We start from the raw sequence: 24,305 nt of genomic DNA, 5'->3' as shown, positions 1-24,305 counted from the left end.
CCCCTCGGCGAGGGGCCTCGCGCGGGTAGACGTAACGGTGCCGCGCGTTCGCGGCGCCGGCCCGACTCCGGTACCTGGTACGGCCGGGGCGGGTTCATCCACAAGGAGAGCTGAGATGCCCAAGCCCACCAAGGGTGCACGTTTTGGCGGCAGCCCCGCGCACGAGCGGCTGATCATGGCGAACCTCGCCACCGATCTGTTCCGCCACGGCCGGATCCGCACGACGGTCGCCAAGGCCAAGCGCCTGCGTCCGCTGGCGGAGCGCCTGATCACCAAGGCGAAGAAGGGCGACATCCACAACCGTCGCCAGGTCCTGACCATCGTCCGGGACAAGGGCGTCGTGCACCACCTGTTCACCGAGATCGCGACGACGTTCGCCGAGCGTCCCGGTGGCTACACCCGCATCACCAAGGTCGGTGCGCGCAAGGGCGACAACGCTCCCATGGCGGTCATCGAGCTGGTGACCGAGCCGCTGAACGTCTCCACCCGCCGCGTCGCCAGCCCGGCGCCCGCCGCCGAGGAGCCGAAGGCGGAGGAGACGAAGGCCGAGGAGGCCAAGGCCGAGGCTTCGGAGGAGAGCGAGGCTCCCGCCGAGGCCAAGACCGAGGAGACCCCGGAAGCCGCCGCCGACGAGGCGCCGGCCGCCGAGGCCAAGAAGGACGAGGCCTGATCTTTCAGGTCGGCTGTCACGGGCCCGGATCCCCGCGTGGGGGTTCGGGCCCGTTGCGTTACCTAGGAGGATGATCGTGGTACGGCTCCGCCTCGACCTCGCGTACGACGGGACCGACTTCTCGGGGTGGGCCAGGCAGCCGGGGCTGCGTACGGTCCAGGGGGAGATCGAGCAGGCGCTCGGCAGGATCCTGCGCCTCGGCGAGCCCGCCCTGCTGACCGTGGCCGGCCGGACCGACGCCGGGGTGCACGCCCGCGGCCAGGTCGCCCACGTGGACGTGCCGGACGAGGCGCTGGGCGAGCTCGACGGGAACCGGGGGCCGCTGGGCGTCGATGAGAGGCTCTCTGCGCTCGTGAGAAGGCTCGGTGGGGTCCTGCCGCCCGATGTCCGGGTTAAGCGGGTCTCGGTGGCTCCTGGGGGCTTCGACGCGCGGTTCTCGGCGGTGTTCCGGCGGTACGCGTACCGGGTGAGCGACGTCGAGGGCGGCGTGGACCCGCTGCGGCGGCGCGAGGTGGTCTGGCACAACCGCCCGCTGGACCTCCGCGCGCTCAACACGGCGGCCGCCGGGCTGCTCGGCGAGCACGACTTCGCCGCGTTCTGCAAGAAGCGGGACGGGGCCACCACGATCAGGGAGCTGCAGCGGCTGGACTGGGCGCGGGAACCCGACGGGGTGCTGGTGGCCGCCGTCGTGGCCGACGCGTTCTGCCACTCGATGGTGCGGGCGCTGGTGGGGTCGCTGCTGGCCGTCGGCGACGGCCGCCGCCCCCGGGAGTGGCCGGGTGAGGTGCTGGCGGGGGGCGTACGGGACTCGGGGGTGCACGTGGCGCCCGCGCACGGGTTGTGCCTGGAGGAGGTGGGCTATCCGGCGGAGGAGGAGCTCGCCGCGCGGGCCGAGCGCACGCGGCGGGTCCGTACGCTCTGACGGCCTGGCGCCCTCACCCTCCGGTCAGGCGGCGTTCGAGCACCAGTGAGATCTCGTCCCTGAACGCCCCGCTGACCTCCGGCAACGTCTTCTCCTTGGCCTCCGGGGTGTGGCCGTCGGCGTGGGTGGCGTAGCTGAAGACGATGTAGCGGCCCCACACCAGGCCCGCCGCGTAGCCGCCGGCGATGTGCACCCGCTCGCCGCCCGAGCCGTCGGCGCCGGGCAGCGGGCGGAACCAGACGTTGTGCGAGAGGTCCTTCGCCGCGTCGGCGGCGGTGGCCGCGTCCTTGGTCGGCAGGACGGCGATGCCCGTGGTCACGGCGTAACGGCGCTTGCTGTCGACGTAGGTCGCCCGCAGGACGCGGCTGCACTTCTGCTCCCGCAGCGCGTCGGCGAACGCGCCCGCCGCGGCCTTGTCACAGCTCGACTCCAGGCCCGCCTTGACCCTGGTGAACGTCGTGCCCGCCGCGCTCACCTTCTTCTTCGGGAACGCCTCCGACAGCGACAACTTCTGCGGGTCGGTCTGCTCGGAGTTGAGCACGGACGCGCCGGGGACGTCGGCGGGCGGGGCGGAGCTGGGCACGTCGGTGGGCGCGGGTGCGGACGCCGTGGGGCGGGCGGCGGCCGTCGTGGGCGCGGGGTCGCTCACCGCCCGGTAGGCGAAGAAACCACCGGTCGCCACGCCCGCCAGGGCCAGCGCGCCGAGCGTGACGAACAGCGCCCGCTTGCTCTTGGCCGGCGGGGCGGGCGGCGGGGGCGGGGTCTGGAACGGCGGCTGCTTGAACGCCCCGGCCGGGTACGCCGACTGGGGCGGCGGCAGCTCCAGGGAGGTCGTGTGGCGCTGGCCCCAGGTCTCCCTGGGGAAGGGGAGGTCCGGGATCTTCTCCGCGGCCTGCTGGTTCGGCGGCCACACCGGTACGTCGCCGGGCTCGGGAGGGCGGGCGGCCGGGTTGGTGGGGTGCGGGCTGAAGAGCTGGGCGTCCCGTTCGGCGGCTTCGGGGTCGAAGTAGTGGGCCGGGGTCGGGGGCTGGGCTGGGTCGGCGGAGGTCGGCCGGGTGAGGTCCTCGCGGGCGAAGGGGTGGGTGTCCTCCTGCTGGAGGGGGACCGGGGCGGCCAGGGGGACGTTGCCCATCCTGATGGGGCCCGGGCGGGTCTCTTCGAGGTTGGGGGTGTCTTCCTGGGGCGCGGGTGGGGTGTCGGCCTGCATGTGGGCGGGGCCGTGCTGGGGTTCGGTGGGCCTGACCGCCGCGGGGCTCGTGATCTGGGGGTCGATGGGCTGGGGCGCGGTGGACTCGTCGGGCTCCTGGGCGAAGGCCGCCGGCTGGGGGGCCTGGTGCTGGGTCGCTTCCTGCTGGGCGGCGTCCCGCTTGGCGGCTTCGGGGTCGAAGTAGTGGGCCGGCCGGGTGAAGCCCTCGGGGTTGGTGGCGTTGGAGTCGAAGGCGGGGAGCTGGTCGTCCGGCTCGTCGGGCTCGGCCACCAGCTCGCCCGTGGCGGCGGGCCAGGGCGGCATGCCGTGCTGGTCGCTCACGGGGGCGGGCCACACGCGCATGCCCGCCGCGGCGGCGGTGAAGGCCGGGGGCGGCTCCCAGGGCGGCGCGCCGGGCACCACCGGCTTGGCGGGCCAGGGTGACGGCTTCTCGCCGGGCCAGGGGGGCATGGTCGCCTCACGGCCGGGACGCGGGAGATCGCCGGGACGCGTGTCGTCCGACTGCTGCGGGGCGCTGAGGCCCTTGTGGTCGGAGTGCGGGGCGTTCAGGCCCGGATGGCCGAGGTGCGGGGTGTTGGGCCCCATGTGGTCGGAGTGCGGGGCGTTCAGGGCTGGGTCGCCGGGGTGCGGGGCGTTGGGCCCCGTGGGGTCGGGGTGTGGGGCGTTGAGGCCGGTGTGGTCCGAGTGCGGGGCGTTGACGCCCGGATGGTCGGGGTGCGGACCGTGGCCCGTGTGGTGAGGGTGGGTGGGGCTGGGATACGGGTGGTGGGGTTGCGGGTGGAGGTGGCCGGGGTTCACCGGCTGGTGGGGGGATGGGGTGGTCTGTCCCGGGTCGAAGCCGGTGGGGTCGGTCTGGGTGGGATCGACGAGCCAGTCGTAGGCGGTGGCGTCGTCGGCCCGCACCTCCCACGGCTGCGCCCCGGCCGTCTCCTCGTGCCCGGGGTGCGACCCCCGGAAGCCGATGACGGCAGGGCTCGTCCCGTCGTCGGCGATCTCCTCATGGAGAGCCGACGTCGATCGTATGTCTCGCCCGCTGGTCTGGCCGAAGCTCGGCGGCGGCGTCGCTGGTGCGGCCGAGCCGTCGGCTTCACTGCGCTCGTGATCAGACCCGGTTTCCTGGCCACGCATAGGGCGAGCCTAGCGAGAGTAGCGAGATCGTTATGTCGGTATCGGAGTAGCCGGACGGATCTGGCATCCCGTTTGTCGTCATAACGCGCTAGAAGCCCGATTGGCTTACAGCGAGCTGCCGGTCAGCGACCGGTTGTCCAGGGCCTTGAACACGGTGTTCTTGGTGATGTCGTCGATGGCCTGGGAGATGCGCTTGGAACCCTTGGAGTCGGGTTTCGTGCCGTCCTTCCGCTGGAACCACACCAGGATCGCGTAGTGCCCGTGCGTCCAGATCTTGGCGCCGCCGCTGCCCGAGCCCAGCTGCTTGGTGACGCTGTCCTTGCCCGGCAACGGCTTGACGTAGTTGCTCGTGTCGCCGGTCTTGGCCACCTTGGTCGCGTTTTTGCTGGTGCTGAGGTTGGCCACGCCGACCGTGCCGATCACCTCGCCGGCCTTGTCGCGGAAGCTCGCGCGTACGAGCTGGTTGCACTTGCCGTCCATGAGCGACTTCTGGAGGTCGTCACCCAGGGCGGCGTCGGCGCACTTCTTGTCCAGTTTGTTGATCGTCATCTCGTAGCCGCGGCCCGAGAACGTGAGCTTCTTCTTCGAGCCGAAGAGCTCCTTGACCGAGATCGGGTCGGGATCGGTCTCGCGTTCGGCGGCGAAGCCATATTTGCCGGGCGGGGCCGACGGGAGCGGCGCGGAGGTGCGCTCGGCGGGGGCGACCTCGGCCGTGGAGGTCGGGCCGGCGTTCCACATCAGCGCGAGGCCGCCACCGAGCAGGCCCAGCATCACCAAGCCGGCGAGCGCGAACCACAGCGGCGCGCGCGAGCGCGGACCCTCGTCGTAGGGGCTCCAGCCGAACTTGCTCTGCGGGCTCGGCTGCCCCTTGCCGGGATCGTCGGCGCCGCCACCGCCACCGCCACCGGTGAAGAGGTCCGCGTCAGCGTCCGCCGGGGTGTCGGCGGCGCGTCTGCGCGAGCGGCGGGAGGAGCGGCCCTTCTCCGGGGGCGTCTCCTGGGGAGCCTCCCCCGGCCCGCCGGGGGTCTCGCCGAAACCCGGCCCGTTCTGCTGGGGCTGGAAGGCGTTGCCCATGCCGCCGGGGGCGTTCTGCTGGGGCTGGAAGGCGCCGCCCGGGCCGTTGTGCTGAGGCTGGAACACGTTGCCAGGCCCGTTGTGCTGGGGCTGGAAAACGTTGCCAGGGCCGTTCTGGGCGGGGTGGAAGTTGCCGTTGGAAGGTGGTTGGAAGTTGTCGCCGGCGCCGTTGTACGAGGCGGGCTGGAAGTTGTCGCCCGCGCCGCCGGGAGGGGGCTGGAAGTTGTTCCCAGCGCCGCCGGCGGGGGGCTGGGAGTTGCCCCCCATCCCGTACGGGGCACCCTGCGGGCGCCCCATCCCATAGGGGGCGCCGCCCGTGCCGTTCTCACGTTCCTCGGGAAAACCCATGCGGAGACATTACCGTGATGCGCGTTTACTGAGTTCCGAAGTCCTGGGTCCACCATGGACCGTTCGGGCCGGAGGCGACGCCGACACCGATCGCCTTCAGGCCGCAGTCCAGGATGTTCTTGCGTTGGTCGCGGCTGTCGAGCCAGCCGCGTACGGCCTCTTCCGGGGAGGTGTAGCCGGCGCCGATGTTCTCCGCGGCGCCCCAGCGGTAGCCCGCGCGCTCCATCCGGTCCCATGGAGACGCGCCGTCGGGGGAGTTGTGCAGAAGCCTGCCCGTACGGGCCATCTCCAGCGCGTGCGTACGCGCCGAGCGGGTGAGGTCGTCGTCCACCCGGAGCGGCCGGCAGCCGTGCCGGGACCGGGCGGAGTTCGTGAGGGAGACGACCTCGCCCGCCATGCCGCCCAGCAACCGGACGGGATCGCCGCTCCCGCCCGACACCCGCGCGGGCGGGTCCTCCGCGTAGTAGCCGGGGATCTGGCCCTTGGGCGATTTGACGGGCTTGGGGGTGGCGGTGCCGCGCCGGACCTTGTTCCTGGCGTGCCTGGGGATCCGCTCGGCCTGCGGCTGGGCCTTCTTGGCCGCCGTCGGCGCCGGGCCGGCCGTGGCGGCGGCGGGCGGGGCGGTCTCGTTGAGGTAGATGTGGCCGGTCGGCTCGGAGCCGCTGCCCAGCCGGCCGATCAGCACGCCCGTGAACAGCGCCGCCATGAGGCAGACCAGCACACCCAGGTGGTTCCGGCGCCGAGCGCCCCGCTGGGTTTGCCGGGTGCGAGAGTTCTGCCACATACCGCTATCAACGATAGGGATGTCGGGTCCTGGGAAAGAAGGGGTTCCAGGTAAACGAAACCGAACCGTTCTGAGGTCGGGTAGAATCGCGCAGGGTTACCGGTCTTTTGACCCAGGCGCCTGTGGGCGGGTAGCTTAGGTTCGTTGTGTGCACAGGTCCTGTGTGACCGATGCGCGGCGCGTCCGGCGTCATCTCCCGCGTTGTGGAGACGGAAGGTCCGGGCCGTCGTGTGCCCGCACCGACCGACCAATACGGCTGTCGCATCCGACAGCGCCGAAGACGCGAGCATAAAGAAGGCTACGACCGTGCGCACGTACTCACCGAAGCCCGCCGACGTCCAGCGTCAGTGGTACGTCATCGACGCGACCGATGTCGTGCTGGGCCGGCTGGCCAGCCACGTCGCGATTCTGCTCCGCGGCAAGCACAAGCCGATCTTCGCCAACCACGTCGACACCGGTGACTTCGTCATCGTCATCAACGCGGACAAGATCGCGCTGAGCGGTAACAAGCTTGAGCAGAAGAAGGCCTACCGCCACTCGGGCTACCCGGGCGGTCTGCGTTCCGTCACTTATGGCGAGCTCATGGAGAAGCGGCCGGACAAGGCCGTGGAGAAGGCCGTCAAGGGCATGCTGCCGAAAAACTCCCTCGGCCGGAAGATGGCCAGGAAGCTCAAGGTCTACGCGGGTCCCGAGCACCCGCACAAGGCTCAGCAGCCGGTGCCGTTCCAGATCACCCAGATCGCCCAGTAGTAGTTCGAAAGATTCAGAGGAGAACCGTGGCTGAGCCCACCGGTGTCGAGACGGTCGAGCCCGAGCTGGAGGACTACTCCGGCGAGGATTTCCCATCCGAGTACACCACCGAGTCCACCGCCAGCGCTGACGCTCCCGTGCGCAAGCCCGTCACCACGGGCAACTCGTACGGCACCGGCCGCCGCAAGGAGGCGATCGCCCGCGTGCGCATCGTTCCGGGCAGCGGCAAGTGGACGATCAACGGGCGTTCGCTGGACGTCTACTTCCCCAACAAGGTCCACCAGCAGATCGTCAACGAGCCCTTCGTGGTGCTCGGCGCCGAGGAGGCGTTCGACGTCATCGCGCGCATCGACGGCGGCGGCGTGACCGGCCAGGCCGGTGCGCTGCGCATGGGCCTGTCGCGCGCCCTGGCGATCCTGGACGTCGAGGTCAACCGCCCACCGCTGAAGAAGGCCGGCTTCCTCACCCGTGACGCCCGCGCCACGGAGCGGAAGAAGTACGGCCTCAAGAAGGCCCGCAAGGCTCCGCAGTACAGCAAGCGCTAAGTTGGCGCGCCTTTTCGGCACCGACGGGGTGCGTGGGGTCGCCGGACGCGACCTCACGGCCGAGCTCGCCATGGACCTCGCGGTCGCGGCGGCTCACGTCCTCGGCGATGCAGGCGCGTTCGCGGCCACGGGACGCAGGCCCGTGGCCGTCGTAGGCCGGGACCCACGTGCCTCGGGAGAGTTTCTCGAGGCCGCGGTGGTCGCCGGCCTCGCGGCGTCCGGAGTCGATGTGCTGCGCCTCGGCGTGCTGCCCACTCCGGCCGTCGCCCACCTCACCGCCGCGCTCGGCGCCGACCTCGGCGTCATGCTGTCGGCCTCGCACAACCCGGCGCCGGACAACGGCATCAAGTTCCTCGCCAAGGGCGGCTTCAAGCTGTCCGACGCGGTCGAGGACGAGATCGAGCGGCGGCTGGGCGAGGAGTGGAGCTTTCCCGTCGGCTCGGCCGTGGGGCGCGTACGCGACGCCTACGGTGAGGCCGACCGCTACATCTCCCACGTGCTGACCACCATGAACGCGGCCCTGGACGGCCTGTCGATCGTGGTCGACTGCGCGCACGGGGCCGCCCACATGGTCGCCCCGGAGGCGCTGGTGCGCGCCGGCGCCAGGGTCGAGGCCATCGGCGCCCGGCCCGACGGCCTCAACATCAACTCCGGCCACGGCTCCACCCACCTGGACAAGCTCCAGCAGGTGGTCGTCTCACGCGGCGCGGACCTGGGCGTGGCCTACGACGGCGACGCCGACCGCTGCCTGGCGGTCGACCACACGGGCGCGATCGTCGACGGCGACCACATCATGGCGGTCCTGGCCGGGGCGATGCACAGAGAAGGGCTGCTGGCCAAGGACACCGTGGTCGCGACCGTGATGTCCAACCTGGGCTTCAAGCTGGCGATGCGCGATGCGGGCATCACCGTGGTGGAGACCGCGGTGGGGGACCGCTACGTGCTGGAACGCATGAAGTCGGACGGCTTCAACCTGGGCGGGGAGCAGTCGGGGCATGTCATCATGCTCGACCACGCCACGACCGGCGACGGCCTGCTCACCTCGCTCCACCTGCTGGGTGTGGTCGCCAAGTCGGGGGTGACGCTGAAGGAGTTGGCCTCGGTGATGACGCCGCTGCCGCAGATCCTGATCAACGTCAAGGGCGTGGACCGGGGCAGGGCCGCCGTCCCCGAACTCGTCGCCGCCGTGGCCGCGGCCGAGGCGGAGCTGGGCGAGACGGGCCGCGTCCTGATCAGGCCCAGCGGCACCGAGCCGATGATCCGCGTGATGGTCGAGGCCGCCTCGGAAGAACACGCCACCCAGGTGGCGGGCCGCCTGGCCGACGTGGTCCGTACGGCCTGCGCTTCCTGAAAGAACGGTCGCGGCCCGCCGGGCCGCGACCGTTCTCATGCGCCGGCGCCTACTCGTCGCCCGTGAGGGAGAACGCCCGCAGCCGGTGGCCGGTCCAGAGGACGGCGCCGAGGGTGACGATGATGATGGCCGGTACGGCGAAGCCGAGGCTGACGTCGGTCCTCAGGAACGGGGAGCCGGAGATCTGGTCGGCGATCGACTGGGCCCACTGCTGGATCGAGAACTTGCGGGCGCCCGGCACCAGGTTGCCCACCAGGGACTCCCAGACCAGGGCGTAGACGATGCCGATCGTGACCGCGTGCCGGGTGATGACGCCCAGCAGGAGGAAGACGGCGGCGTAGGCGATGCCGGCCACCAGGGCGCCCAGGGCGAAGCCGGGGGCTATGCCGTCCTCGTTGCGGACCAGCAGCCAGGCCGAGACATAGGTCGGTACGGCGGCGAACAGGGCCAGGAGCGAGGCCGCCACCAGGAACTTCGTCCGGGCGATCACCGGGCGGGAGATCGGCTTGGACATCAGGTGGATGATGGTGCCGTCGTCGATCTCGGGGGCGATGACGCCCGTGCCGGCGATGAGGCCGAGCAGCGGCAGCATGGTGCCGATGGCGAAGTTCTGCATCAGCAGCACGGCCGAGCGCTGGTCTCCCTCGCCGAACAGGCGCAGCAGCAGGGCCAGGCCGATCAGCGCCAGGGGGAGCAGCAGGAGCAGGATGATGCGCCTGCGGCCCAGCAGGGCGCGGTAGGTGATGCCGGCTACGACAGCGTTCATGGCCTTACTCCGCGACGTGTGCGTGCCCCTGGGGTTGGGCGGGTTCATCAGGTGCTCCGGGTGATCAGGTAGGAGAAGACGCTCTCCAGGTCCTCGTCCGCGGGGGAGACCTGGTGGAGGTGGACGCCCTCGTCCCGGGCGATCCTGGGCAGGAGCCTGGTGAAGCGGCGGAACTCGGTGGCCTGGACCTCCAGGCCGTCGGGACGCAGGGTGATGCCGCCGGTCGAGTCGTCGCGCATGAGGGCGGAGGCGAGCTTCCTGTCGTCGCTGGAACGGATCCTGAACAGGTGGGGCCTGTCGGTCATCAGGCGCCTGATCTCGCGGAAGTTGCCCGAGGCCGCGTGCCGGCCGGCCACCAGGACCTCGATGTGCTGGGCGACCCGTTCGACCTCCTCCAGGATGTGGGAGCTGAACAGGATCGTCTTGCCCGCCGTGCCCATCGCGCGGATCAGGTCCATCAGGTGGAGGCGCTGGCGCGGGTCCATGCCGTTGAACGGCTCGTCGAGCAGCAGCACCGGTGGGTCGTGGACGAGCGCCGCGGCCACCTTGACGCGCTGGCGCATGCCCTTGGAGTACGTCTCGACCTTGCGGTCCTTCGGCTCCTCCATCTCCACCGTGGCCAGGGCCTTCCTGGCGGCCTCCACGGGGTCGGGGAGGCCGTGGAGGCGGGCGGCGGACAGGACGAACTGCCAGCCGGTCAGGAAGCCATACACACCCTCCCGCTCCGGAACTAGGCCGATATTTCGGTAAATATGGTGGTTTTTCCAGACCCGAGTGCCGTCCAGCGTGACCGAGCCGCTCGACGGCGCCAGGAACCCCGCCATCATGTGGAGAAGCGTCGACTTGCCCGCCCCGTTCGGGCCGAGCAGCCCGGTGACGCCCGGCCCGATCGTCATCGTCACGTCGTTGACCGCCACGACGTTCCCGTACCAGCGGGAAACCTGCGCGAGCTCGATCTTCACCGCGAGGCCGCCTTCCTGTAGCGCAGCGCGAGGGCGATGAGGCCGACGGCGATCAGCAGCACCAGGATCGCCAGGGAGGCCGGGCCGCTGGGATAGGCGGCGCTCTCGATGGAGTGGGGCGGCGTGCCGAACAACCACGACTGTACGGAGTCGACCAGCCAGAACGGGTTCGCCAGCCACGCCCAGGCGGCCGCCGACTCGTTGCCCGAGGAGTAGAGAGTCCCGTAGACCACCGGTACGGACGCCGAGGACAGCAGGTAGACCGCGATCACGGAGGCCACGCCGAGCCCGCGCCGCGGCGTGAACGAGGAGATGGCCAGCCCGAACGCCGACAGGAGCACGGCCAGCACCAGCGCCATGAGCACGGCGCCGAGGTATTCCTGGGTCAGCGGCGGCCCTTCCAGGTCCACCAGCAGCTCGCCGGCGTACATGAGGGTCAGCGGCACCGCCACCAGCAGGAACAGCGCCACGGTCATCGCCGCGACCTTGGCGGTGACGTATTCGACGACGGCGACGGGCCGGGACAGGTAGAGGGGCAGCACGCGGTGGCGCAGGTCGGGCGCGACCACGGTGGGCGCCTGCGAGGCCAGGAAGGTGGCCACCACGGCCTGCATGATGACCGCGAACCCGCTGTAGGGGATGCCGCGCTGCTTGGCCAGCGCCATCAGCGCGATGGACACGATCGCCGGCAGGAGCATGATGGCGGCCAGGGAGAACGGCACGATCTTGCTGCGTGCGGTGCGCCCGAGGCCGAAGACGCCGCGCAGGCTGTGCACGGCCAGCGCTCGGGTGGCGTAGCCGCGCCCCAGCCGGGGCCCGTCATAGTGCCGGTAGCCGATGTCGTAGATCTCAGACACTGGCGACCTCCTCCCGGAAGACGTCCTCGATGCGGTGACGTCCCTGCTCCAGGCGGATGAGGCAGAGGTCCAGGTCGACGGCGGCGTCGCGGATCACGTCGTACGTCTCCGCCCCCGCCACCTTGACCACCAGCATGCGGCCCTGCCGCGAGACGGTCTGCCCGTCGGCGGTCAGGCGGGCGGCCAGCGGCTCCAGCCCCTCGTCGACCTCGACCGTGACGGTCTGCGTGGCCTGGGTGAACTCCCCGATCGCGGACGAGCGCAGCAGCCGCCCGGCGTCGATGACGATCACGTGGTCGCAGATGCGCTCCAGCTCGCCCAGCAGGTGGGAGGTGACCAGCACGCTGATGCCGAACTCGGTGCCGATGCGCCTGATCAGCGTCAGCATCTCGTCGCGGCCCCGGGGGTCGAGCCCGTTGGTGGGCTCGTCGAGGAAGATCAGCTTGGGGTCGTGGACCAGGGCCTGGGCCAGCTTGACGCGCTGCTTCATGCCCGTGGAGTAACCGCCCACGGCACGATAGCGCTCTTCGGCCAGGCCGACGTGACGCAGCACGTCGGCGGCGCGCTCGCGGGCGGCCGTGCGCGGCAGCCCGGACATCTGTGCGAGGTGGACGACTAACTCCGTGGCGGAGACGTCGGGCGGGAGGCACTCGTGCTCGGGCATGTAGCCGACGAGCCTGCGGATCTCGGCCCCTTGCGCGGTCACGTCCAGATCGAGCACCTTGGCGGTGCCGCCGGTGGGCGGCAGCAGCCCCAGCAGGATCTTGATCAGCGTCGACTTGCCCGCGCCGTTGGCCCCCACCAGCCCTGTGACGCCGGAACCCACGGTGACCGTGAGCTGGTCGACCGCGGTGACGGTGGGGAAACGTTTGGTCAGCCCCTCGGTGGCGAGGATGTGCATGTGCCGGACCCTACCCGCCGCACCAGGGGCCTGGCCTCGTTCAGACGGATGAACGGCGTCCTCCTTTCGGCCATGGTTCGAGCCGGACCGGAGGCCGACACCGTCGTCGCTCACTGGTACGCGCCGTGCCACCGGACCGGTCGGCCGCGGGGGCACGTCGCCGTCCATCCGACGTTGACGCGTTTTTGACACCGATACGCGAGGGTGCCTCACATGATTCGGTTCAGGTGTCACGACGACGGTGTGGAGTGCTGGTTCGCCGATATCGACGATCAGGAGTGCGGGGGCAGATTGGGGCGTTATCTGGCGGAGGAGGCGTTCAGCTCCGGCGGAGCCGTACCCTACGGACGGAGTGATCGGCGTCCTTCTGCAGGACGAGATCGGCGCGTCCCCTGGTGGGGGCGATGTTCTCGATCAGGTTGCGTTCGTTGATGTCGCGCCAGACGTTGACCGCGAAGGTGGTGGCCTCGTCGTAGGAGAGCTCCGCGATGTGCCGGAAGTACGACTTCGGGTCTTCGAAGGCGGTCCGGCGGAGCTTGTGGAAACGTTCGACGTACCAGGTGCGGATGTCCTCGACCTTGGCGTCGACGTAGATGGAGAAGTCGAAGTAGTCGTTGACCGCGAGGGAGGTGGGCGGGGCGGGTTGGAGGACGTTCAGTCCTTCGATGATCAAGATGTCTGGATTTTTCACGGATTGAGTTGCGCCGGGGACTATGTCGTATTCGAGGTGGCTGTAGACCGGTGCGTACGCCTCCGGCGTGCCGGCCTTCACCTCCGCCACGAACCTGACCAGCGCCCGCCGGTCATAGCTCTCCGGGAAACCCTTGCGATGCATGATCCCCTTGGCCTCCAGCACGGCGTTGGGGTAGAGGAAGCTGTCGGTGGTGACCAGCTCCACGTGCGGATGCTCGGGCCAGCGGGCCAGCAGCGTGTGCAGCAACCGCGCCGTGGTCGACTTCCCGACCGCGACGCTGCCCGCGATGCCCAGGATGTACGGGACCCGCTCCCCGGGATGCCCGAGGAACGCGCTCAGCACGCTGCTGCGTTGTTTGGACCCGGTGTAGTGCAGGTTGAGCAGCCGGGTCAGGGGGAGGTAGATGTCGGTGACTTCGGTGAGGTCGATGGGGTCGTCGACACCGCGTAGCTCTTCCAGCTCGTCTGCGGTGAGAGTCAAGGGCGTGTTCTTGCGGAGCTCGCTCCACCGCTCCCTGCTCAGTTCCACGTAGCCGTTGTTCACCTTGGCAGCGTAACGATCCCCGGCTCGCTCGATCATGGCCGGGGACCCCTCGGCCGTCAGGACCCCCGGAAGTCCACAGCCTGTGGATAAAGTCGGGGATTACCGAGACTCAGTTCGGGGAAAGAATGCATTTCTGTCGCTGGGGGGATTCGGGGCGGGGAGGTCTCGTGGACCGTCGTCGCTTCATCTCCGCCATGGCCGCGGGCCTCGCCGGGCCGTTCGCGGGGGTGGCGTGCGCGGGCTCGCGGGGCGGCGCGAGGCCGGTGCCCGGTGGCTACGGGCCGCCGCGGCCCGTACGCGACCTGCGGGACGGGGAAATCCGGCTGCACCTGCCGGACGGGTTCCACTACCGCTCGTTCAGCGCCGCCGGTGACGAGTTCAGCGACGGCTCCACCGTGCCGGGCAGGCACGACGGCATGGCGGCCTTCCCCGGGCCCGGCGGCACGGTCATCCTGGTCCGCAACCACGAGGTCAACGGCCCGGTCGGCGCGTTCGGCGACAAGGACAGGGCCTACGACCCGATGGCCGGGGGCGGCACCTCGACCCTGCGCGTCACCCTCCACGGGGAGGTGCTGGAGAGCGCCCCCTCGCTCAACGGCACCATGATGAACTGCTCGGGCGGCCCCATGCCGTGGCGGGCCTGGGTGAGCTGCGAGGAGACGGTCAATGGCCCCGACGTGGGCGACGACTTCTCCGGCGGAGACAACTCCAAGCTCAGGGAGAAGCACGGCTACCTCTTCGAGGTGCCGGTCGGCCGCGCGGCCGGTGCCAGGCCGATCAGGTCGGCGGGCCGGTTCGCGCACGAGGCGGCGGCGTTCGACCCCGCGACGGGCGCGCTCTACCTCACCGAGGACAACTTCGGCTATCCGTCCGGCTGCTACCGCTACCTGCCGCCCCGGCACCCCGTCCAGGCCGGGCGGCTGCTCGACGGCGGCCGGCTGCAGATGCTCGCCGTCGAGGACGCCCCGCGCAAGGACCTCTCCGTAGGCCAGCCGCCGGCGGCCACGTACGCCACCACCTGGGTGGACATCGACGACCCTGATCCGTCGTTCACCGGGCGCCCGGCCAACGACGAGGCGGTCCAGGCCGTGGGCAGGCAGGGCCGCGAGGCGGGTGCGGCGATCTTCTCCCGGCTGGAGGGAGCGGTCTGCCACCAGGGCACGGTCTACTTCGTCTCCACCCAGGGCGGGGCCACCGCGGAGGGGGACCGGCTGCCCGCGGGGTTCGGGCAGGGGCGGGGGCAGGTGTGGGCGTACGACACGGGTGGCGGGCGGCTCAGGCTCGTCTACGAGTCGCCCCGCTCCTCGACCCTCGACCTGCCGGACAACGTGACGGTCAGCAGCCGCGGCACGCTGGTGCTGTGCGAGGACGGCGACGGCGACAACTACCTGCGCGGGCTCACGAGGACCGGCGAGCTGTTCGACTTCTGCCGGCTGCGGCCGATCGACGACGACCCGGGCGCGGAGTTCGCGGGCGCCACGTTCGGGCCCGGCGGCCGGACACTGTACGTCAACGTCCAGGCCAAGCGGGGCACCTCCATCGCGATCTGGGGTCCCTGGGAGCGCGGCCTGTTCTGAGTACCCTTGGGTGATGTGATCCTGGGTATCGGCGTGGACGTCGTGGACATCGCCCGCTTCGAGGCGACGCTGGAGCGCACACCGCGGCTCCGCGACCGGCTGTTCACCGAGATCGAGAAACCCCTGCCGACGCGGTCGCTGGCCGCCAGGTTCGCGGCCAAGGAGGCCGTGGCCAAGGCGCTCGGCGCGCCGCCGGGGCTGGCGCACCTGGAGGCCGAGGTGCGCTGCGACGACCTGGGCAAACCCGAGCTGCGCGTGACGGGCAAGGTCGCGGAGGTCGCCTACGGGCTCGGCGTCAAACGCTGGCACATCTCGCTCAGCCATGACGCGGGAGTCGCCGTGGCCTACGTGATCGCGGAGGGATAGCTTCGGATCATGCGTACCGCCTACACCGCCGACCAGATCCGGGCCGCCGAGCACGAGCTCATGGCACGGCTGCCCGAGGGCACGCTCATGCAACGGGCCGCCGTCGGCCTCGCCGCCGTCTGCGCCGACCTGCTCGGCAGGGTGTACGGCAGGCGCGTCGTGCTGCTCGTGGGCAGCGGCGACAACGGCGGGGACGCCCTGTACGCGGGCGAGCGCCTGGCCAGGCGGGGAGCCTGGGTGGGAGCCGTACTGGCCGGGTCCAGAACGCACGAGGCCGGGCTGCGGGCGCTGCGCGAGGCCGGCGGGCGGGTGGTCGGCCAGGAGGAGATCGAGCGGGCCGACCTGATCGTGGACGGGCTCGTGGGCATCGGGGCGACGGGGGCGTTGCGGGAGCCCTACGTGTCGGTCGTCCGGGCGGCGAACTCGGCCCGCGCCCCCATCGTCGCGGTCGACGTGCCGAGCGGGGTGGAAGCGAGCACCGGGCGGGTGCCGGGGGTGGCCGTGCGCGCCCGGGTCACCGTGACCATGGGAGCCTGCAAGACGGGGCTGCTGGTGGATCCCGGCGCGGGCCACACCGGGACGCTGACGCTGGTGGACATCGGGCTGGGAGCCCATCTGCCCGATCCCGACGTCGCGGCGCTGACCGGCGGCGACGTGGACGACCTGCTGCCGCGCCCGGGCGACGAGTCGGACAAATACCGCAGGGGAGTGCTGGGGGTGGCGGCCGGGAGCGACGAGTTCACCGGCGCCGCCGTGCTGGCCGTGGGCGGCGCCCTGCGGGCCGGGGCGGGCCTGGTGCGCTACGCCGGGCCGGCCGCGCCGGTGGCGCAGGTGCGGGCGCGCTGGCCGGAGGCGGTGATCACCGAGCTGGACCGGCCCTCGCTCGACGGGGTCGGGCGGGTTCAGGCCTGGGTGCTCGGGCCGGGGCTCGGCACCGGCGACTGGTCGCACGAGCTGGCGGCCAGGGTGCTCGCCTCGGACGTTCCCGTGCTGATCGACGCCGACGGGCTGACGCTGGTGGCCAGGGACCGGTCGCTGCTGCGGCGGAGCGCGCCGGTGCTGATCACGCCGCACGCCGGGGAGCTGGCCCGGCTGATCAGGGCCGACCGGGACGACATCGAGGCGGCCCGGCTGGAGCACAGCCGCCGCGCGGCGGCCGAGCTGGGCGTGACCGTGCTGCTCAAGGGCTCGACCACGGTGGTGGCCGAGGACTCCAGGCCGGTGCGGGTCAACACCACCGGCACGTCCTGGCTGGCCACCGGGGGCACCGGGGACGTCTTGTCGGGCGTCGCGGGGGCGCTGCTCGCCCAGGGGCTGAGCTGCTACGACGCCGCCTCGTGCGGAGCCTACGTGCACGGGCTCGCCGGGCGGCTGGCCGCCGGTGGCGCCCCGCTGGCGGCCGCCGACGTGGCCGAGGCCGTACCGGCCGCCATCCGCGCGCTGCGCGCCGACAGCGCATAGGCCACGGCCCCTGACACGGTCGGCGGTCGCGCCTCCAGAAGGCCGGAAAGTCATCGCCGACCTGGGGGCGGACGGTGAGAATCATGCTCGACCACAGCTGTGAGCTGCCACACTGGAAGGATGTACTCCCCGATGGCGACCCCGGCACAGGCCCGCATCGACCTGGACGCGATCAGGTTCAACGTGGCCATGCTCAAGGAGCGGGCCCGCGGTGCGGAGCTGATGGGGGCCGTCAAGGCCGACGCCTACGGACACGGGCTGGTCCCGGCGGCCGGGGCGGTGCTGGAAGGGGGCGCGAGCCGGCTGGGCACCGCGTTCGTCAGGGAGGCCCTGGCGCTGCGGGCCGGCGGCGTGACCGCGCCGATCCTGTCCTGGCTGCTCACCCCGGACGAGCCGCTCGACGAGGCGCTCAGGGCCGACGTCGAGCTGTCCGCCTCCGACCCGGGGCTGCTCGGCGAGATCGCCGCCGCGGCCCGGCGCACGGGGATCACCGCGAAACTGCATCTGGAGGCCGACACCGGCATGAGCAGGGGCGGCTGCCCGCTCGCCGGGTGGCCGGAGCTCCTGGACGCGGCGCTGGAGCTGCGGGCCGAGGGCGTCGTCGAGATCGTCGGTCTCTGGTCCCACTTCGCCTGCGCCGACATCCCCGGCCATCCGTCGATCGGGCGGCAGCTGGAGGAGTTCGAGACGGCGCTCAAGCTGGCCGAGCAGGTGGGCGCCGCCGGATCCCACGTGATCAGGCACATCGCCAACTCCGCCGCCATCATGACCCTGCCCGCCGCCCGCTACGACCTGGTCAGGCCGGGCATCGCGATGTACGGCCTGAGCCCCATCCCCGAGCTGGGCGACTTCGGCCTCAGGCAGGCGATGACGCTGGTCGCCCGGGCCGGCCTGGTCAAGCGGGTGCCCGAGGGCTCGGGAGTCTCCTACGCCCACCTCTACACCACCGAGCGGGAGACCACGCTCGGGCTCGTCCCGCTCGGCTACGCCGACGGCATCCTGCGGCACGCGACCGGCCGGGCCGAGGTGCTGGCGGGCGGCCGCCGCAGGACGATCGCCGGCCGGGTGTGCATGGACCAGTTCATGATCGACATGGGCGACGACCCACTGTCGGCGGGTGACGAGGTGGTGCTGTTCGGGCCGGGTGACGGGGGCGAGCCGACCGCTCAGGAGTGGGCGGATACTCTCGGCACGATCACGCATGAGATCGTGACGAGGATCGGCTCGCGCGTGCCGCGAGTCTACGAGCGAAGGAGCTCCGGGTGACGAAGGGCACGTCGCGGCGGCCATGAGCGGACCAAGGATCGGGGAGATGACGACGACGACAACACGGCGCAGGGTAGGGATCGCCGGCGCGCTCGTCGGTGCGGCTTCCGCCGGTGTCGCGGCGGCGGCGCTGGCCAAGCGCTACGCGGTGGGCAGGATCAGGCTGCGTCACGACGCCGAGGCGAGCGAGCCGTTCGGCGAGTTGCGAGGCAGGGAGCGCACTCTCGTCACCTCCGACGGCAAGGCGCTCCATGTGGAGATCGACGGCCCCGAGGAGCGAAGGAGACCGGCGGGAGAGCGCGGGAGCGACGCCGCCGGCGATCCCGACCAGGGGGACGAGGAGCCGCTGACCGTCGTGTTCTGCCACGGCTACTGTCTCAGCCTGGAGTCCTGGCACTACCAGCGCAAGGACCTGCGCGAAAACTACCGCATGGTGCTGTGGGACCAGCGCTCGCACGGCCGCTCGCAGCGCGTGAGCGCCGAGGAGAGCACGATCGACCGGCTGGGCGACGACCTGGCCGAGGTGATCGAGAGGTTCGTGCCAGGCCCGTGCGTGCTGGTCGGCCACTCCATGGGCGGCATGACGATCATGGCGCTGGCCGACCGCCACCCCGAGCTGTTCGGCGACCGGATCCGCGCGGTGGCGCTGATCGCGACCTCGGCGGGCAAGCTGGCCGAGCTCACGCTGGGCCTGCCCGCGATGGTGTCGAAGGTCGTGCACAAGGTCGCCCCCGCCACGGTCTCGATGCTCGGCAAGGGCGGCGCGCTGGTCGACAGGACCCGCAACGCGGGCAGCGACATCGCCTTCCTGATCACCCGTTACATGGGCTTCGGCGACTCCAAGAACGTCAGCCCGACCGTGGTCGACTTCGCCGAGTCGATGATCAGGGCGACGCCGACCGAGGTGGTCGCCGACTTCTACCCCGCGCTGATGAACCACGACAAGCTCTCCGCGCTGCACGTGCTCGACGACGTGCCCACCGCGATCATGGTGGGCGAGCGCGACTGGCTGACCCCGCCCGAGCACAGCAGGGCCATCTCCTCGGCGCTGCCCAAGGCCCAGCTCACCGAGGTGCCCGACACCTCGCACCTGATCCAGCTGGAGCGTCCCGGCGTGGTCAACGACGCGCTGCGCGACCTGATCAAGCGGGTGGAGCAGGAGTGAGGCTCGCGACCGCCGAGGACACCCGCGCGTACGGCGCCCGCCTGGCCGCCCTGCTGCGCCCGGGGGACCTGCTCGTGCTGTCCGGCCCGCTCGGCGCCGGCAAGACCACGCTCGTGCAGGGCATCGCCGAAGGGCTCAAAGTGCGCGGCCCGATCACCTCGCCCACCTTCGTGATCGCCCGCGTGCACCCCTCGCTGCACCAGGGCCCGCCGCTCGTGCACGCGGACGCCTACCGGCTGGGCGGCGACCTGGAGGTGGACGACCTCGACCTGGACGCCTCGCTGGAGGAGTCCGTGACCGTCGTGGAGTGGGGCGAGGGGCTGGTCGAAGGGCTGTCCGAAGACCGGCTGGAGATCCACATCGATCGCGAGGCAGGCGACGAGGCCCGCCTCGTGACCCTGCGCGCCGTGGGCGCGCGGTGGGCCGACACGCCGTCTGATCCGCCAGAAGATTAAAACCTCCGCCATTTCCCGATAGAGCTGGCACCCTTGACGCACCAGGCCAAGGATATGAATCATGATCGTTGGCATGGGATTCGCCCAGAATTTCTGGGTATCAGGAGGGGCGACGTCCACATTTTTGGTGGATGCTTGGTGCAGGACGGCAAAGTGGGGTGCGGCCGGTGCTCAAGGTCAGGCGAGTCGCGTACGCGGGAGCCATCGTCATGGTCGGCTTGACCGGCTGCACGGCCTCGGCGGATAGCGAGGCGACACCCACCTCGTCCCCGACCGCCACCGCCACGGGCGCACCCACCGCCACCGTCAGCCCCCGGGCCGCCACCAGGCCTACCATCCAGGTCCAGCTCAACCCCGACCGCGTCAACGCGGGTGAGACGTCCACCGTGTGGATCCTGGCCAACTGCCCGGTCCCGACCGGCGGCCCCACGCACACCGGCACCGCCACCTCCAGGGCGTTCGTCAGCGGCGTCACGCTCAACCCGGTTCCCGCGCAGCGGGAGGCCAGCCCGACCCCGACCGGCGTGAGCGGCGGCTCCCCCTGGGTGCGCGGCGAGGCCCGGGTCTCGGGAACGGTCCGGCGCGGCTCCTACCGGGTCGACGTCAAGTGCGACGGCACCAACGACATGGGCCGGGCCACGCTCAGGGTCGTCGCGGTCGACACGGAGCCCACGCGGGTGCCCACCAGGGCGCCCAGGGCCGGTGGCGGCGGCACATACGCGCAGGACGTCGAGGAGGACTCCTCGGTCCCGATCGGCCCCGCGGCCGCCCTGGTCGGGCTGGGGCTGGCCGTCGGCGTCGGCGTGGTGCTCAAGCGTCGCCGGTCGTAGCGTATGGCCCGCCCAGGACGGGTGGTGCTCGCCGGCGCCGTGACGGGCCTGCTGCTGGTGGTGTTCGGCCGGGGAATGCAGACCAGCACCACCACCCCGGTCGCGAACGTCGTGCCCGAGAGCATCGACATCCCCTCGATCGAGGTGGACGCCCCGCTGATGAAGCTCGGCCTGACCAAGAACGGCGAGGTCGAGCTGCCCCCCTACGAGAAGCCGAAGGTCGCCGGCTGGTACACCGGCAGCTCCGTGCCCGGCGAGAAGGGCGCCTCGGTGATCATCGGCCACGTCGACACCAAGACCGCCCCCGCCGTGTTCTACAAGCTCAGGCAGTTACGCAAGGGCGAGACCTTCGAGGTCGGGCGCAGCGACGGCAAGGTCGTGCGGTTCAAGGTGGACGAGGTCGAGCAGGTGCACAAGGACCGCTTCCCGAGCGAGCGCGTCTACCTGGAGGACGGCCTCAAACTGGTCACCTGCGGCGGCAAGTTCGACTATGCCAACGGCGAATACCTGGACAACATCATCGTGTACGCCTCCGAGGTGTGAAAAACCGCTTGAGCCAGGCGGGACGATGGAGACATGAGCGTTGACACCAACCCGCCCGCGTCCGGGGTCCGTGTCCCCTGGCAGGACGTGCATCCCCTGGTGCGCGCGGCGGTGGCGGAGTTCCTCGGCGGCCCCGTCGTCGAGGCCCGCACCCAGCCGGGCGGATTCTCCCCGGCGGCGGCCGTCCGGGTGCGCACGGAGGGCGGCCGGCGTGCCTTCGTCAAGGCCGTCGGCCCCGAGCCCAATCCCGACAGCGTGCGCATCTACCGCGACGAGCTCAGGATCGCCGCGGCCCTGCCGGAGTCGGTGCCCGCGCCCCGGCTGCTGACCGGGGTGGAGGTGGCGGGCTGGGTGGCGCTCGTCTTCGAGGACGTCGAGGGCGGTCACCCGGCGATGCCGTGGCGGCGCGACCAGCTCGACCTGGTGCTGGCCGCCATCGACCGGATGGCGGCGACGCTCACCCCCTCGCCGATCGACGCGCCGGCGATCGGCGACATCCTGGAGCCGTCCTTCCGCGGCTGGCGCGAGCTGCTGAAGGAGCGCGCAGACGGGCTCGACCCGTGGGCGGCGCGGCACCTCGGCGAGCTGGCCGAGCTGGAGTCCGGCTGGGCCGAGGGGGCCGCGGGCGACACCCTCGTCCACGGTGACCTGCGGGCCGACAACATCCTGCTGGCCGGCGACCGGGTCTATGTCGTGGACTGGCCGTGGGCCTGCGTGGGCGCGCCCTGGGTCGATCTGGTGAGCATGCTGCCGTCGGTCGGGATGCAGGGCGGGCCGCGCCCGCAGGAGGTGTTCGCCGACCCCGATCCGGCGGTGACCGCCTTCCTCGCCGGGCTCACCGGTTATTTCCTCTGGAACGGCCGGCAGCCGGATCCGCCGGGCCTGCCCACGGTGCGGGCCTTCCAGCGGGCCCAGGGCGCGGTCGCGCTCGAGTGGCTGAAACACCGTACCGGCTGGGTGTGACCCTTCCGGCGGGTAGGCTAAACAGTCGTGCTGGTCCTGGCCTTTGACACCGCGACGCCCGCCGTCACCGCGGCACTCCACGACGGTGAGCGCGTGCTCGCCGAATCCACGACGATCGACGCCCGGCGACATGGTGAGCTGCTCGTCCCCACCATCGAGCTCGTGCTGAGCGAGTCGGGCGCCGCGCTGCGCGACGTGACCGCCATCGTGGCGGGCAGCGGCCCCGGTCCCTACACCGGGCTGCGCGTCGGGCTGATGACCGCGCAGGGCCTGGCCACCACGCTGGGAGCGCCGGCGTACGGCGTGTGCACGCTCGACGCGATCGCCTACGGCAGCGGGCTCGGCGAGCCGTTCCTGGTGGCCACCGACGCGCGGCGCAAAGAGGTGTTCTGGGCGCGATACGCGGACATGCGCACCCGGGTCGCCGGGCCGTTCGTGGACCGGCCGGCCGAGGTGCCGGTCCAGGGGGTGCCGGTCGTGGGGGCCGGGGCCGCCCTCTATCCGGAGATCCTCGGGCACCGAGGTGACGTCCCGCCCTACCCGTTCGCGGGCGCCCTGGCCGCGCTGGCGGCCGAGCGGCTCGCCGAGGGCACGCCGCTCGACCCGCCCCGCCCGATCTACCTGCGCAGGCCCGACGCCGTGGTGCCGGGCGCGCCCAAGCGGGTGACGGCGTGAAACTCCGGCCGATGACCATGGCCGATCTGCCGGCGGTCATGGCGATCGAGCGGGCCACGTTCCCGCTGGACGCCTGGAGCGAGGGCATGATGCGCGGCGAGCTGGCCGACATGCCGCGCACCCGGCATTACGTGGTGGCCCTGGTGGAGGAGGAGATCGTGGCATACGCCGGGCTCGCCGCCGCCGCCGACCAGGCCGACGTGCAGACCATCGCGGTGCTGGACAAGCACCAGGGCACCGGCATCGGCAGCGCGATGCTGACCGAGCTGCTGAGCGAGGCGCGCCGCAGGGGAGCGCGGGAGATCTTCCTGGAAGTACGCTCCGACAATCCGCGGGCGCAGGCCGTCTACCGGCATTTCGGGTTCGAGGACATCGGCACCCGCCGCCGCTACTACGACGACGGCACCGACGCGATCATGATGAGAAGGAAGCTCGATGACTGACGAACCCCTGGTCCTGGGGATCGAGACGTCCTGCGACGAGACCGGCATCGGCATCGTCAGGGGCCACACCCTGCTGGCCAACACGATCGCCTCCAGCATGGAGGAGCACGCCCGGTTCGGCGGTGTGGTGCCCGAGGTGGCCTCCCGCGCCCACCTGGAGGCCATGACGCCGACCGTGGAGGCCGCGCTGGCCGCCGCCGGGCTCAAGCTCACCGACCTCGACGCCATCGCGGTCACCGCCGGTCCTGGGCTGGCCGGGGCGCTGCTGGTGGGCGTGGCCGCCGCCAAGTCCTACGCGCTCGGCCTCGGGCTGCCTCTCTACGGCGTCAACCACCTGGCCGCCCACGTCGCCGTCGACCAGCTGGAGCACGGGCCGCTGCCCAAGCCGTGCATCGCCCTGCTGGTGTCGGGCGGCCACTCCTCGCTGCTGCTGGTGCCCGACGTGGCCGCGGACGTGATCTCGCTCGGCTCCACCGTGGACGACGCGGCGGGTGAGGCGTTCGACAAGGTGGCGCGGGTGCTCGGGCTGCCGTTCCCGGGCGGGCCGCACATCGACCGGGCCGCCCGCGACGGCTCCGGCACGGCCGTCGCCTTCCCCCGGGGCAAGATCGACGACGGCACGCTCGACTTCTCCTTCTCCGGGCTCAAGACGGCCGTGGCCCGCTGGGTCGAGGCCCGCGAGGCCGGGGGCGAGACCATCCACGTGCCCGACGTGGCCGCCTCCTTCCAGGAGGCCGTGGTCGACGTGCTGACCCGTAAGGCGTTGCAGGCGTGCAAGCGCTACGACGTGCACGACCTGCTGATCGGTGGCGGCGTGGCGGCCAACTCCCGGCTGCGGGCGCTGGCCCAGGAGCGGTGCGACGCGGCCGGCGTACGGCTGCGGGTGCCCAGGCCCGGGTTGTGCACCGACAACGGCGCGATGGTCGCCGCCCTCGGCTCCGACCTGGTGTCGGCCGGGGTCACCCCGTCCAGCCTGGAGATCCCGGCAGACTCCTCCCTGCCGATCACCACCATCCACGTGTGACCCCGGCCCGCTCGGGCGGGGACTTCTGGCGCTCG

Annotated in this window: 25 protein-coding genes; 17 read left to right on the top strand and 8 right to left on the bottom strand. The window is 71.6% G+C overall.

Annotated features, from left to right (window positions below; genetic code table 11):
• Positions 1–115 precede the first annotated feature (115 nt).
• Together rplQ and truA are read left to right on the top strand one after the other, a co-directional pair.
• Positions 116–670: a 50S ribosomal protein L17 gene (rplQ, locus tag BLS95_RS09190; RefSeq protein ID WP_090930436.1), complete on the top strand. Its 555-nt coding sequence runs from the start codon at positions 116–118 to the stop codon at positions 668–670.
• Between the two features lie 70 nt (positions 671–740).
• Positions 741–1,592 carry a tRNA pseudouridine(38-40) synthase TruA gene (gene truA / locus BLS95_RS09185; protein ID WP_176993092.1) on the top strand — a complete coding sequence of 284 codons (852 nt, stop codon included), beginning with the start codon at positions 741–743 and terminating at the stop codon, positions 1,590–1,592.
• Between the two features lie 13 nt (positions 1,593–1,605).
• Here truA and BLS95_RS09180 read toward each other — a convergent pair whose 3' ends face one another.
• The 3 genes from BLS95_RS09180 to BLS95_RS09170 all read right to left on the bottom strand — a co-directional run bounded on the left by BLS95_RS09180 (position 1,606) and on the right by BLS95_RS09170 (position 6,133).
• A complete protein-coding gene (locus tag BLS95_RS09180; protein ID WP_090930435.1) occupies positions 1,606–3,927 on the bottom strand; it encodes a hypothetical protein in 2,322 nt (773 codons plus the stop codon).
• A gap of 105 nt (positions 3,928–4,032) precedes the next feature.
• Complete coding sequence (locus tag BLS95_RS09175) at positions 4,033–5,349, bottom strand: hypothetical protein (protein WP_143043644.1); 1,317 nt, start codon at positions 5,347–5,349, stop codon at positions 4,033–4,035.
• A 25-nt stretch (positions 5,350–5,374) separates the two neighbouring features.
• The gene (locus tag BLS95_RS09170; protein ID WP_090930433.1) at positions 5,375–6,133 is read right to left on the bottom strand and encodes a CAP domain-containing protein; all 759 of its coding nucleotides are present in this window, start codon (positions 6,131–6,133) and stop codon (positions 5,375–5,377) included.
• Between the two features lie 306 nt (positions 6,134–6,439).
• On the opposite strand from BLS95_RS09170, the gene rplM reads away from it, so the two are divergent.
• The 3 genes from rplM to glmM are packed head-to-tail and all read left to right on the top strand — an operon-like array spanning position 6,440 to position 8,779.
• The gene (gene rplM / locus BLS95_RS09165) at positions 6,440–6,883 is read left to right on the top strand and encodes a 50S ribosomal protein L13 (protein ID WP_090930432.1); all 444 of its coding nucleotides are present in this window, start codon (positions 6,440–6,442) and stop codon (positions 6,881–6,883) included.
• Between the two features lie 26 nt (positions 6,884–6,909).
• On the top strand, positions 6,910–7,428 hold the full coding sequence (rpsI, locus tag BLS95_RS09160; protein WP_090930431.1) for a 30S ribosomal protein S9: 519 nt from the start codon (positions 6,910–6,912) through the stop codon (positions 7,426–7,428).
• A gap of 1 nt (position 7,429) precedes the next feature.
• Entirely contained in the window at positions 7,430–8,779 is a 1,350-nt protein-coding gene (gene glmM / locus BLS95_RS09155) for a phosphoglucosamine mutase (protein ID WP_090930430.1), read from the top strand.
• Positions 8,780–8,828: 49 nt separating this feature from the next.
• On the opposite strand, the gene BLS95_RS09150 is transcribed toward glmM, so the two are convergent.
• The 5 genes from BLS95_RS09150 to coaA all read right to left on the bottom strand — a co-directional run bounded on the left by BLS95_RS09150 (position 8,829) and on the right by coaA (position 13,538).
• Complete coding sequence (locus BLS95_RS09150) at positions 8,829–9,545, bottom strand: ABC transporter permease subunit (RefSeq protein WP_090930523.1); 717 nt, start codon at positions 9,543–9,545, stop codon at positions 8,829–8,831.
• 47 nt (positions 9,546–9,592) lie between these two features.
• The gene (locus BLS95_RS09145; protein WP_090930429.1) at positions 9,593–10,507 is read right to left on the bottom strand and encodes an ABC transporter ATP-binding protein; all 915 of its coding nucleotides are present in this window, start codon (positions 10,505–10,507) and stop codon (positions 9,593–9,595) included.
• Positions 10,504–11,364: an ABC-2 transporter permease gene (locus BLS95_RS09140; RefSeq protein ID WP_090930428.1), complete on the bottom strand. Its 861-nt coding sequence runs from the start codon at positions 11,362–11,364 to the stop codon at positions 10,504–10,506. Before BLS95_RS09140 ends, BLS95_RS09145 begins: the two co-directional genes overlap by 4 nt.
• Positions 11,357–12,265 carry an ABC transporter ATP-binding protein gene (locus BLS95_RS09135; RefSeq protein ID WP_090930427.1) on the bottom strand — a complete coding sequence of 303 codons (909 nt, stop codon included), beginning with the start codon at positions 12,263–12,265 and terminating at the stop codon, positions 11,357–11,359. The genes BLS95_RS09140 and BLS95_RS09135 overlap by 8 nt, the downstream gene beginning before the upstream one ends.
• A 319-nt stretch (positions 12,266–12,584) precedes the next feature.
• Complete coding sequence (gene coaA / locus BLS95_RS09130; protein WP_176993091.1) at positions 12,585–13,538, bottom strand: type I pantothenate kinase; 954 nt, start codon at positions 13,536–13,538, stop codon at positions 12,585–12,587.
• Between the two features lie 131 nt (positions 13,539–13,669).
• On the opposite strand from coaA, the gene BLS95_RS09125 reads away from it, so the two are divergent.
• The 12 genes from BLS95_RS09125 to tsaD all read left to right on the top strand — a co-directional run bounded on the left by BLS95_RS09125 (position 13,670) and on the right by tsaD (position 24,270).
• Positions 13,670–15,079: a PhoX family protein gene (locus tag BLS95_RS09125; protein WP_090930426.1), complete on the top strand. Its 1,410-nt coding sequence runs from the start codon at positions 13,670–13,672 to the stop codon at positions 15,077–15,079.
• A gap of 15 nt (positions 15,080–15,094) precedes the next feature.
• The gene (locus BLS95_RS09120; RefSeq protein WP_090930425.1) at positions 15,095–15,445 is read left to right on the top strand and encodes a holo-ACP synthase; all 351 of its coding nucleotides are present in this window, start codon (positions 15,095–15,097) and stop codon (positions 15,443–15,445) included.
• 9 nt (positions 15,446–15,454) lie between these two features.
• Entirely contained in the window at positions 15,455–16,906 is a 1,452-nt protein-coding gene (locus BLS95_RS09115; RefSeq protein ID WP_090930424.1) for an NAD(P)H-hydrate dehydratase, read from the top strand.
• Positions 16,907–17,038: 132 nt separating this feature from the next.
• The gene (gene alr, locus BLS95_RS09110) at positions 17,039–18,172 is read left to right on the top strand and encodes an alanine racemase (protein ID WP_090930423.1); all 1,134 of its coding nucleotides are present in this window, start codon (positions 17,039–17,041) and stop codon (positions 18,170–18,172) included.
• A 46-nt stretch (positions 18,173–18,218) separates the two neighbouring features.
• A complete protein-coding gene (locus tag BLS95_RS09105; RefSeq protein WP_090930422.1) occupies positions 18,219–19,337 on the top strand; it encodes an alpha/beta fold hydrolase in 1,119 nt (372 codons plus the stop codon).
• Positions 19,334–19,792, top strand: a complete 459-nt coding sequence (gene tsaE / locus BLS95_RS09100; RefSeq protein WP_090930421.1) for a tRNA (adenosine(37)-N6)-threonylcarbamoyltransferase complex ATPase subunit type 1 TsaE — start codon at positions 19,334–19,336, stop codon at positions 19,790–19,792. The genes BLS95_RS09105 and tsaE overlap by 4 nt, the downstream gene beginning before the upstream one ends.
• Before the next feature lie 167 nt (positions 19,793–19,959).
• Positions 19,960–20,622, top strand: coding sequence for a hypothetical protein (locus BLS95_RS09095; RefSeq protein WP_143043643.1), 663 nt, complete (start codon positions 19,960–19,962; stop codon positions 20,620–20,622).
• 3 nt (positions 20,623–20,625) lie between these two features.
• Positions 20,626–21,165 (top strand): class F sortase, encoded by a 540-nt coding sequence (locus BLS95_RS09090; RefSeq protein WP_090930419.1) that lies wholly within the window; start codon positions 20,626–20,628, stop codon positions 21,163–21,165.
• Positions 21,166–21,198: 33 nt separating this feature from the next.
• Positions 21,199–22,128, top strand: a complete 930-nt coding sequence (locus BLS95_RS09085) for an aminoglycoside phosphotransferase family protein (RefSeq protein WP_090930418.1) — start codon at positions 21,199–21,201, stop codon at positions 22,126–22,128.
• Between the two features lie 27 nt (positions 22,129–22,155).
• Positions 22,156–22,803: a tRNA (adenosine(37)-N6)-threonylcarbamoyltransferase complex dimerization subunit type 1 TsaB gene (gene tsaB, locus BLS95_RS09080; RefSeq protein WP_090930417.1), complete on the top strand. Its 648-nt coding sequence runs from the start codon at positions 22,156–22,158 to the stop codon at positions 22,801–22,803.
• Positions 22,804–22,814: 11 nt separating this feature from the next.
• A complete protein-coding gene (gene rimI, locus BLS95_RS09075) occupies positions 22,815–23,246 on the top strand; it encodes a ribosomal protein S18-alanine N-acetyltransferase (protein WP_090930416.1) in 432 nt (143 codons plus the stop codon).
• Positions 23,239–24,270, top strand: coding sequence for a tRNA (adenosine(37)-N6)-threonylcarbamoyltransferase complex transferase subunit TsaD (tsaD, locus tag BLS95_RS09070; RefSeq protein WP_090930415.1), 1,032 nt, complete (start codon positions 23,239–23,241; stop codon positions 24,268–24,270). The genes rimI and tsaD overlap by 8 nt, the downstream gene beginning before the upstream one ends.
• Positions 24,271–24,305: the final 35 nt, after the last annotated feature.

The sequence above is a fragment of the Nonomuraea jiangxiensis genome (genome assembly GCF_900099965.1).
Classification (GTDB): domain Bacteria; phylum Actinomycetota; class Actinomycetes; order Streptosporangiales; family Streptosporangiaceae; genus Nonomuraea; species Nonomuraea jiangxiensis.
The sequence above is the reverse complement of the archived record's forward strand: the minus strand, read 5'-3'. Positions and strand labels throughout refer to the sequence as shown.

Excerpts from the sequence above, each read along its gene's own strand:
- BLS95_RS09150 (WP_090930523.1), bottom strand. The coding sequence starts at position 9,545 with ATGAACGCTGTCGTAGCCGGCATCACCTACCGCGCCCTGCTGGGCCGC.
- BLS95_RS09115 (WP_090930424.1), top strand. The coding sequence starts at position 15,455 with ATGCGTACCGCCTACACCGCCGACCAGATCCGGGCCGCCGAGCACGAG.
- BLS95_RS09105 (WP_090930422.1), top strand. The coding sequence starts at position 18,219 with ATGACGACGACGACAACACGGCGCAGGGTAGGGATCGCCGGCGCGCTC.
- rimI (WP_090930416.1), top strand. The coding sequence starts at position 22,815 with ATGACCATGGCCGATCTGCCGGCGGTCATGGCGATCGAGCGGGCCACG.
- BLS95_RS09170 (WP_090930433.1), bottom strand. The coding sequence starts at position 6,133 with ATGTGGCAGAACTCTCGCACCCGGCAAACCCAGCGGGGCGCTCGGCGC.
- truA (WP_176993092.1), top strand. The coding sequence starts at position 741 with ATGATCGTGGTACGGCTCCGCCTCGACCTCGCGTACGACGGGACCGAC.
- BLS95_RS09180 (WP_090930435.1), bottom strand. The coding sequence starts at position 3,927 with ATGCGTGGCCAGGAAACCGGGTCTGATCACGAGCGCAGTGAAGCCGAC.
- BLS95_RS09135 (WP_090930427.1), bottom strand. The coding sequence starts at position 12,265 with ATGCACATCCTCGCCACCGAGGGGCTGACCAAACGTTTCCCCACCGTC.
- BLS95_RS09175 (WP_143043644.1), bottom strand. The coding sequence starts at position 5,349 with ATGGGTTTTCCCGAGGAACGTGAGAACGGCACGGGCGGCGCCCCCTAT.
- BLS95_RS09090 (WP_090930419.1), top strand. The coding sequence starts at position 20,626 with ATGGCCCGCCCAGGACGGGTGGTGCTCGCCGGCGCCGTGACGGGCCTG.
- coaA (WP_176993091.1), bottom strand. The coding sequence starts at position 13,538 with ATGATCGAGCGAGCCGGGGATCGTTACGCTGCCAAGGTGAACAACGGC.
- alr (WP_090930423.1), top strand. The coding sequence starts at position 17,039 with ATGGCGACCCCGGCACAGGCCCGCATCGACCTGGACGCGATCAGGTTC.
- tsaD (WP_090930415.1), top strand. The coding sequence starts at position 23,239 with ATGACTGACGAACCCCTGGTCCTGGGGATCGAGACGTCCTGCGACGAG.
- BLS95_RS09085 (WP_090930418.1), top strand. The coding sequence starts at position 21,199 with ATGAGCGTTGACACCAACCCGCCCGCGTCCGGGGTCCGTGTCCCCTGG.
- rplQ (WP_090930436.1), top strand. The coding sequence starts at position 116 with ATGCCCAAGCCCACCAAGGGTGCACGTTTTGGCGGCAGCCCCGCGCAC.